Genomic DNA, 665 nt, shown 5'->3' with positions numbered 1-665 from the left:
GACGTAGCTCGTGCCGTGCGTGGACAGCTCGGGGTCGGTCAGCGCGGCCAGGTCCCAGCCACGGTCGGTGGGCAGCGGGGACAGCGCGTCGGCGCCGTCCACGACGAGTTGCCACAGGTCCTCGGGCGTTGCCACGCCGCCGGGGAAGCGGCAGGCCATGCCGACGATGGCGATCGGCTCGCGCTGGGCGGCGAGGAGTTCCTCGTTGTGCTGGCGCAGCCGTTCGGCCTCGGTGACCGAGGCCCGGAGCGCTTCGACGATGGTTTCCGTTGAGGTGGCGGATCGTTGGGTGGTCATGTACGCACTCAGCTCCGGGGTCGCTTCAGGATTCGTTCTTGCGCAGCGCCATCTGGACGAGGTCGCCGACGTCCATGGCCGCGATGGACGCGGCGTCGGCCTTCTCGTCGCCATCGGCGGAGCCGTGGTCGAGGCCGGTGATGCGCAGCAGGGTGTCCATGACGCCCGCGTCGCGGAGCGTGGACAGGGGCAGGGCGGCCAGCGCCTGGCGGAACGCGACCTCCTGCGGGTCGCCCTCGGCGCCCGCGCCGGGCGCGGTCTCGTCGCCGGTGGCGAGTTCGTCCGCCAGGTGGGTGGCGAGCGCGAGCGGCGTGGGGTGGTCGAAGACCACGGCCGCGGCCAGCTTGAGGCCGGTGGCGGCGCCGAGC

Annotated in this window: 2 protein-coding genes; both read right to left on the bottom strand. The window is 73.2% G+C overall.

All coding sequences use genetic code 11. The features are described from left to right. A partial coding sequence (locus KUM32_RS41525) for a beta-ketoacyl synthase N-terminal-like domain-containing protein (protein ID WP_254406804.1) occupies positions 1-297 on the bottom strand: 297 nt, incomplete at its 3' end. Between the two features lie 25 nt (positions 298-322). Next, the coding region (locus KUM32_RS41520) for an acyl carrier protein (protein WP_217146807.1) at positions 323-665 on the bottom strand (343 nt) is incomplete at its 5' end.

The sequence above is a fragment of the Streptomyces sp. AC627_RSS907 genome, assembly GCF_019049165.1.
The sequence above is the reverse complement of the archived record's forward strand: the minus strand, read 5'-3'. Positions and strand labels throughout refer to the sequence as shown.